1 rRNA gene is annotated in these 1,221 nt (G+C 52.6%); it reads left to right on the top strand.

Going from position 1 to position 1,221, the window contains the following annotated elements:
* Window positions 1–62 precede the first annotated feature (62 nt).
* Window positions 63–1,221: ribosomal RNA gene (locus MSG32_RS17875) — 23S ribosomal RNA — on the top strand; the annotation flags it as partial.

Here is a 1,221-nt window from a genome sequence, read left to right as displayed (position 1 = left end):
AAACGATATGTCGGAGAGGTCCGACAGATTCGTAATCCTTGACAGACCCCTTGGGGTTATATGGTCAAGCGATTAAGCGCATACGGTGGATGCCTTGGCAGCCAGAGGCGATGAAGGACGTGATAGCCTGCGATAAGCGTTGGCGAGGTGGCAAATACCCTGCGACCCAACGATTTCCGAATGGGGAAACCCACTCACCATCAGGTGAGTATCTATAGGCCAATACATAACCTATAGAGGCAAACCCGGGGAACTGAAACATCTAAGTACCCGGAGGAAAAGAAATCAACCGAGATTCCCCAAGTAGCGGCGAGCGAACGGGGACCAGCCCTTAAGCGTGACAACTGACAGACGAACAAGCTGGGAAGCTTGACGATACAGGGTGATAGTCCCGTAGTCGAAGTCTGAGTCACGTGAAATCGAGTAGGTCGGGGCACGAGAAACCTTGACTGAACATGGGGGGACCATCCTCCAAGGCTAAATACTCCTGGCTGACCGATAGTGAACCAGTACCGTGAGGGAAAGGCGAAAAGAACCCCGGCGAGGGGAGTGAAATAGATCCTGAAACCGTATGCGTACAAGCAGTGGGAGCACCTTCGTGGTGTGACCGCGTACCTTTTGTATAATGGGTCAGCGACTTATATTCTGTGGCGAGCTTAACCGTATAGGGGAGGCGTAGGGAAACCGAGTCTTAACTGGGCGACCAGTCGCAGGGTATAGACCCGAAACCGGGCGATCTATCCATGGCCAGGGTGAAGATTGAGTAACATCAATTGGAGGCCCGAACCCAAGTATGTTGAAAAATGCTGGGATGAGCTGTGGATCGGAGTGAAAGGCTAATCAAGCCCGGAGATAGCTGGTTCTCCTCGAAAGCTATTTAGGTAGCGCCTCACGTATCACCGCTGGGGGTAGAGCACTGTTTCGGCTAGGGGGTCATCCCGACTTACCAACCCGAGGCAAACTCCGAATACCAGTGAGTGCAGCGTGGGAGACACACAGCGGGTGCTAACGTCCGTTGTGAAAAGGGAAACAACCCAGACCGTCAGCTAAGGTCCCAAAATCCTGATTAAGTGGGAAACGATGTGGGAAGGCTCAGACAGCTAGGAGGTTGGCTTAGAAGCAGCCATCCTTTAAAGAAAGCGTAATAGCTCACTAGTCGAGTCGGCCTGCGCGGAAGATATAACGGGGCTAAATCAGGTACCGAAGCTACGGGTTCATCCT

Origin of the sequence: Cobetia sp. 1CM21F, assembly GCF_023161745.1 — a bacterium.
Lineage (GTDB): Bacteria > Pseudomonadota > Gammaproteobacteria > Pseudomonadales > Halomonadaceae > Cobetia > Cobetia amphilecti.
This window is presented reverse-complemented; position numbering and strand designations above follow the sequence as displayed.